A 6,255-nucleotide genomic window follows, 5' to 3' on the forward strand; every position below is an offset into this window, starting at 1 on the left:
ACTAGAAATTTTTTGAAGTAGCCTTGAATGAGCCTCTTTCATCCTGTGCTGAAGGGTGAAATGGGCTGGTCAGCCGGAGTGCTGACGAGGCAGGGCCCCTGGTCGTTAGCGTGGTGATCTCACTCATCACACCGGCGACCGAAGGGGCCCTGAAGGTTTCCGTATCCTGCCATGCTCGATGTCTCGCATGAGCTGGTTGAGCATATTGCCTGGCTGCTGCACGAGCATCGCCAGGCCCGTAACACCCGCTGGCGCAGGCTCGGGTGCTTCAAGCAGGCTCTGCTCACGCTGGTCCACCTGCGGAAGAACGAGACATTCTCCCAGCTGGGAGCGGGTTTCGGGATATCGCAAGCCACCGCCTGGCGCTACGTCGACGAGACCTTGGACGTCTTGGCCGGCTGGGCACCAGGCCTTCATGAAGCCCTTATCGGCCTCGGTGAAGGCGACCACGTCATCATTGACAGCACCCTGATCCCCATCGACCGCATCCGCGCGGATGCGCCGTACTACTCGATAAAGCACCGCAAGCATGGGATGAACGTGCAGGTCATCGCCCGTCCCGACGGCACACCGCTGTGGTTCTCGCGTGCGACACCCGGCCGCACTCACGATCTGACCACGGCCCGGGCGCATGACATCGTCCAGGCTGCCTCACCCGCCAGATCCTCGTCCTGGCCGACCGCCTCTACCAGGGTGCCGGCGCCACCTTCCGCACCTCCTCCTACCACCACCACGAACAGCCCCAGCACTAGCAGCGGTTCAACCGCGACCACGCCAAGCCTAGAGCCCCCGGCGAACGCGCCTTCGCGCAGCTCAAATCCTGGCGAATCCTCCGCCGGGCCCGATGCTCCACCCACCGCATCAGCACCCTCGTTCAGGCCAGCCACACGCTGTTGACCTGTGACTATTCAGGATGAAAGAGGATCAATGAGGAAACATTAAAGTCCGGTAGGATTAAGTAGAACCTTCGTTAGGGCGTCAAGGGTCGCGCCTGATGTCCCAACTTTTTTCTTGCCGACTTGGATATCTTTGGAGTGGCTACGTGGATGCATTCTCTTCGTCGAATTCAGGCCTCAGTCGTGATCTCGTGATGGAATTCACTGTACATGGAGAGAGTCAAGAAGAATTGACCTCCTCGGCGATTGATTGGCTTACGCAGGGTGTCGCTAAGGCCATCACTGCAGGACGGGTGGAGCGTCCTCAAAAAGGGTTGCCTGTATCTGATGCAGGGTTTAATTCTGTCATGGAGGTTGTAAATGCAAGGAAAGGGGAATGGTGGGGGTACTACTCGGTATCCCCACAAGATACCTTCGAAGTGCTCTACAATCCTTATGTAGATGAGTCGACGTCTTGGGCTAAACGTGAGATTCGCCAACGTCCGGAGTCGATGGCCGTAAAAATTGGCAAGTTTTCAGAAGATGGAGAAATCGCGAATCCTGCTCTTCGATTTTCCGTGTCTTTCGATGAAGATTTGACGGATTATGTAAAGTTGACGTACTGCATCGATGATGCCCTGCTCTCTGGGTCGGAGACAATGCAGATTGAACATGCGCGTTTGCTTTCATTGGCAAACTGGGCGTGCCGCCACTGCAATGTGGTGTTTGGTCACTTTTCTTATGACCATTCAGGTGGCGTTACGGAGCTCGAACGGTATCTTCGTCCGCCTTCTGGTATTCCCTGGCGGAATACTCCGCTATGGCGCGAAAAGCTTCGAGGGTACTCATGGCTAATGGTTGCGTCCGGCGAAATTTTGCATAAAATTGGCGGAGTGGGTGCCTTGCGTGAATCGGGTGCTTTCCAGTCGGTCTCTCCTCTTCCTAACGGTGCAGTGCTTCTTCAAGTTACTTCTTCATTTAGGGAATACAGAGATGAAAAGGTTAGAGCTGTTCACCGAATTCTGCAAGACGTACTCGTCAAAGGTGAGTTCCGTCGTCCAGCACTAGTTCCCGGACAGCCTCCGACGCACATGGTTATCTTTGACGGCTAAGAGCTCGTAACGCGATCTTGTGAACTTGCCCTGGTCTGGCGTGACCGGTGTGACGATTCGGCCGTTCAGAGGGTGTGAGTGTTCGGCCGTGGATCGTGGAGGACGACTTGTGGGCGCTGATCGAGCCGCTGCTGCCACCCTGGCCGACGAGGGCTCCCGGCCCGCGGCCGGTGCCGGACCGGCAGTGCCTACAGGGCATCCTCTACGTACTGCACAACGACATCGCCTGGCAACTGCTCCCTCTGGAGCTGGGATTCGGCTCCGGACAGACCTGCTGGCGGCGCCTTGAGCGGTGGCAGCAGGCCGGGGTCTTCGACCGGCTGCACCGGATCCTGCTCGCCAGGCTGAACGCGGCCGGCGAGCTGGACTGGTCCAGAGCATGCGTGGACGGTTCCCACGTCCGCGCGAGAAAGGGGGAGCCGACACCGGTCCGTCGCCGGTCGACCGGCGCAAGACGGGCAGCAAACACCATCTGATCTGCGACGGACACAGCACCCCGCTGAAGGTCATCACCACCGCGGCCAACGTCAACGACATCCGCCCAGACCCTCGCCCTGGCCGACGGCATCCCACCCGTCGCCGGACGCCCCGGCCGACCGTGCCACCGCCCTGAGGCCCTGCCCGGCGACAAGGGCTACGACTCCGACCCCCACCGCCGCGAACCGCGAAAACGCCGGATCCTGCCGGTCATCTCCCGCAGGCGTGCCCCGAACATGATCGTGTTACGAGCTCACAGGAGATCTTGCAGGGAATCTGATCCATTTCCGGAAGGCTGATTTCTGGTCGACCTGGTGTTCTCGGAGCTGGATCAAAAGATTTTTCCCGGTTCAGGAAGGACCTGCTCGACGGAATCAATTCGGTATTCGCTGTCCCGGTAGGCGCCGCCGGGCTGGCCGAACATCCTGTGGGCATGCTCGACGGCCGCGCCGGCGGAGGCCGCGAAGACGTGGCGCACCACGGCTTCTTCCTCCATGAGGGCGGAGACCGCCCGGGCGGTGATGCGGTAGACGCGGTGCCGCAGCACCTCCACCGGCAGCCCACCCCCCGACTGCTCACTCCGGGCAGCCTCGATGGCCTTGCGCTGCGCACGCAGCTCTTCCCGGCGAGCCACTCGACGGTCCTCGTCCGGCGAGTACACGCTCATGTGCTGCTTCGTCATGACCTGCTCGATCCGGGCCCATTCGAGCCGCTGGCACGAGGCGATGTCCAGCTCGCTGGGCTTCCGAGGTTCCCCGGGTCCAGCAGACGCCCGCTCTTCACGGTCCCGGGCGGCCTGGTGCTGCTCCTCCACCTCGTTCACGGTGAGTCCAGTGGCCCGCCTGACCACAGAAATACGCGCCAGCTCCTCCGTGCTATTCGGCGGTTGCTCTTCAGTGGTTCGGCGTCTTGTCTTCAGTAGGTGTTGTGGCTCTGCGACCTGCTGCTTTGTGGTGGTGGGGCTGGGTTTGCTGATGGTTTGACGCCGATTTACCGGTGAAGAGTGGAGCTGAAGCGGGGGTGGGGTTGGCGCTGAGTCTGTGGGTAGGCCGATGCGTGAGTGTCCCCTGATGGGCGGTGGTTGCTGTGTTGTCGGGAGCGGTCCCTGAACCGTTCCGGGTTCGATCGAGACTCTAGGTTGTGACTGTGACCTGGGGTTTCGTGGTTTCGCGGTAGTGGTTGGTCTCGTATTCGACGGGTGGGATGTGCCCTATCTCACCGTGGAGTCGGCGGTGGTTGTACCAGTCGATGTACTCGGCGGTGGCGAGCTCGACGTCGGAGAGCGTCTTCCATGGCCGTCGGGGCTTGATCAGCTCGGTCTTGAACAGGCCGATCGTGCTCTCCATCAGCGCATTGTCGTAGGCGTCGCCGACCGATCCGATCGAGGCGGCGATGCCGGCGGCGTCCAGGTGTTCGGCGAGACGGAAACTCGTGTACTGCGACCCGGCGTCGGAGTGATGGATCAACTCGCCGGGCTAGACGGGGTGTTGGTCGCGGTCGCGCTGCCAGATCGCCATTTCCAGGGCGTCCAGTACGAAGACCGTCTCCTTCACGGTGGCCGCGGACCAGCCGACGATCCGGCGGGAGAAGGTGTCCACGACGAAGGCGACGTAGACGACACCGGCCCAGGTTTTCACGTGGGTGAAGTCCGCGACCCAGCACCGGTTCGGGGCGCTGGCGACGAAGTCCCGGCCCACCAGGTCCGGGGCCCGGTCGGCCTGGCCGCCGGGGAACGTGGTGATCACGCGTTTGCCGCGGACGGCTCCGGCGATGCCGAGTTCGCGCATCAGGCGCTCGACGGTGCAGCGGGCCACGGCCTGGCCCTGGCGGTTCAGCTCCCGCCAGATCTTCCTCGCCCCGTAAACGCGGTAGTTGGTGTCGTGGACGTGCTGGATCAGCTTCTTCAGCTCGCCGTCCCGCACGGTCCTGGCGGACGGCGCGGTCCGGCGTTTGTGGTGGGCGTAGTAGGTGGAGGGTGCGATCTTGCAGTCGTGTGCGGTCAGCACGCGGCAGGTCGGCTCGACGCCGCCGAAGCGGCCCTTGTGCTCGTCGATGAACGCTACGAGCGCGTGTGTGGCCGGTCGAGCTCGGCCGCGAAGAAAGACGCCGCGGCCTTCAGGATCTCGTTCGCCCGCTTCAGTTCGGCGTTCTCCTTCTTCAGTCGCTTCAGCTCGGCCGACTCCTCGGTCGTGGTGCCCGGCCGGGTGCCGGCGTCGATCTGGTCCTGCCGGACCCACTTGCGCAGCGTCTCGGTCGTGCCGATCCCGAGCTTGGACGCGACCGCTTTCATCGCGGCCCACTCGGTGTCGTAGTCGGGCCGCACCTCGGCGACCATCCGCACCGCACGACGGCGCAGCTCAAGCGGGTAAGGGGAAGGACGTGCCATGACTCGATCCTCTCAAATGATCGAGTCCCTACCGAACCCGGGACGGTTCAGTCATCGGTGTGCGTTGTCGCTGGACAGTGGGCTGTGGTGTCTATGGGGTGTAGATGGGGTCTGGGGTCTGTTCCGCCGGTGTGGCGGTTCACTGTCCTTCTTCGCGTGATCGTTCGCCTTGCAGAGTGACCTTTCGTCGGCGGGAAGCAACAGCCCTTTTCCACTACAGTTCCGGCTCGTGACCGATGCCACCCCCCGCACTGCTGCGGACGACGACGCGCTTTTGGAGAGACTGTACGCACTCGCATGGGGCGCCAAAGGCGCGATCCCCTCCCGCAGAAGCCTCCCTGATAAGCCCTTCCCGCCTGTCACGCTCGCCGAGGTCGAGCACGCGGAACAGAAGCTCGGGCATCGGCTGCCCGAGTTGCTTCGGCGCATCTACACCGAGATCGGTGACGGAGGATTCGGACCGGAGGGCGGCCTCGCATCACTGATACCGCGCAGCATTCCGCACTGGCACGTCCAGGACTGGCACTGCGCAACCACCGTCCACGACCAGCGGCCAGGACCAGCGGCCAGGATGGGAGCCACCGGCGTCGTGGTTCTTCCTGACAGGGGGCGGCTGCACCATGGAGTGGCACGTCTCCTTGATAGCGATCGACAACCCGGTGCTTCTCTGGGACGCCGACGGTTGGGAACCAGACTGGGGCCAGAACCCTCACGATGGCCTGCGCTACGCAGCACCGTCCCTGCGCCAATGGCTGTGGACGTGGGCGAATGGAGGGGACGTGTGGGACGAGGCGCTGATTCAGATCAAGCAGGACGTCAAGAACTGAACATGATGCACGCGGCGATCTCCACAGGCAAGGAAAACGCAGAGTAGGCCTGCGCAGAGCGCCCTCCCCACGGGGGCAAATCATTTTGCGTCCTCCAGGCCATGGCGCCTCTCGATGCAGAGATCACCTGATCTGCACCCCACCGGTCAGCACTCCAGGGTGGCATTAGTTTCTGCCATCAATACATGCTGCATCAGCCTGATACAAGGGATATGCGGACTGGTTCCAGAGTCCCGTCACCCCCTTCTCGAACCACCTCACCCCAACCCCCCGAAGGCCCGGCGTCCAGTCAGGGACACACGCACAGCGCGTGACACCCACTCAGCCACGAGGCCAGCAGACCAAAACCCCCGCCCCAGCCCTCCCTCACCGCCAGCCAAGCCCGCGCCAGCGGGCCCCAAGGGACTGAAGGCGCAGCCGAAAGGACCGTCAAGGCGGGAGAGCGCAGCGAACCCGCCGGCCCCGGGTGAAGTAAAGGGGAAACCCACAGCCCTGGAAGCGCAGCGGACAGGGCCTCACCTCCAGTGCGCAGCACGGGAAGTGAGGGGCTCGCGCAGCGAGCCACCTGCGCTCCCGCT

4 protein-coding genes and 2 pseudogenes are annotated in these 6,255 nt (G+C 62.7%); 4 read left to right on the forward strand and 2 right to left on the reverse strand.

Annotated elements, in window-relative coordinates; all coding sequences use genetic code 11:
- The first annotated feature begins 110 nt into the window (after positions 1-110).
- From AB0398_RS33095 to AB0398_RS33105, 3 genes and pseudogenes are all read left to right on the forward strand, one after another.
- A pseudogene (locus AB0398_RS33095) lies at positions 111-917 on the forward strand (transposase family protein).
- Positions 918-1,042: 125 nt separating this feature from the next.
- The gene (locus AB0398_RS33100) at positions 1,043-1,987 is read left to right on the forward strand and encodes a hypothetical protein (protein WP_366379374.1); all 945 of its coding nucleotides are present in this window, start codon (positions 1,043-1,045) and stop codon (positions 1,985-1,987) included.
- Positions 1,988-2,082: 95 nt separating this feature from the next.
- Positions 2,083-2,463: a transposase gene (locus AB0398_RS33105; protein ID WP_366379375.1), complete on the forward strand. Its 381-nt coding sequence runs from the start codon at positions 2,083-2,085 to the stop codon at positions 2,461-2,463.
- A 332-nt stretch (positions 2,464-2,795) separates the two neighbouring features.
- Here AB0398_RS33105 and AB0398_RS33110 read toward each other — a convergent pair whose 3' ends face one another.
- Positions 2,796-3,278: a hypothetical protein gene (locus AB0398_RS33110; protein WP_366379376.1), complete on the reverse strand. Its 483-nt coding sequence runs from the start codon at positions 3,276-3,278 to the stop codon at positions 2,796-2,798.
- A gap of 319 nt (positions 3,279-3,597) precedes the next feature.
- Positions 3,598-4,850: pseudogene (locus AB0398_RS33115) on the reverse strand (IS3 family transposase).
- A 620-nt stretch (positions 4,851-5,470) separates the two neighbouring features.
- Between AB0398_RS33115 and AB0398_RS33120 the strand changes: the two are divergent.
- Positions 5,471-5,677 (forward strand): hypothetical protein, encoded by a 207-nt coding sequence (locus AB0398_RS33120; protein WP_366379377.1) that lies wholly within the window; start codon positions 5,471-5,473, stop codon positions 5,675-5,677.
- Positions 5,678-6,255: the final 578 nt, after the last annotated feature.

The organism is Streptomyces sp. NPDC086147 (genome assembly GCF_040702165.1).
Taxonomy (GTDB): domain Bacteria; phylum Actinomycetota; class Actinomycetes; order Streptomycetales; family Streptomycetaceae; genus Streptomyces.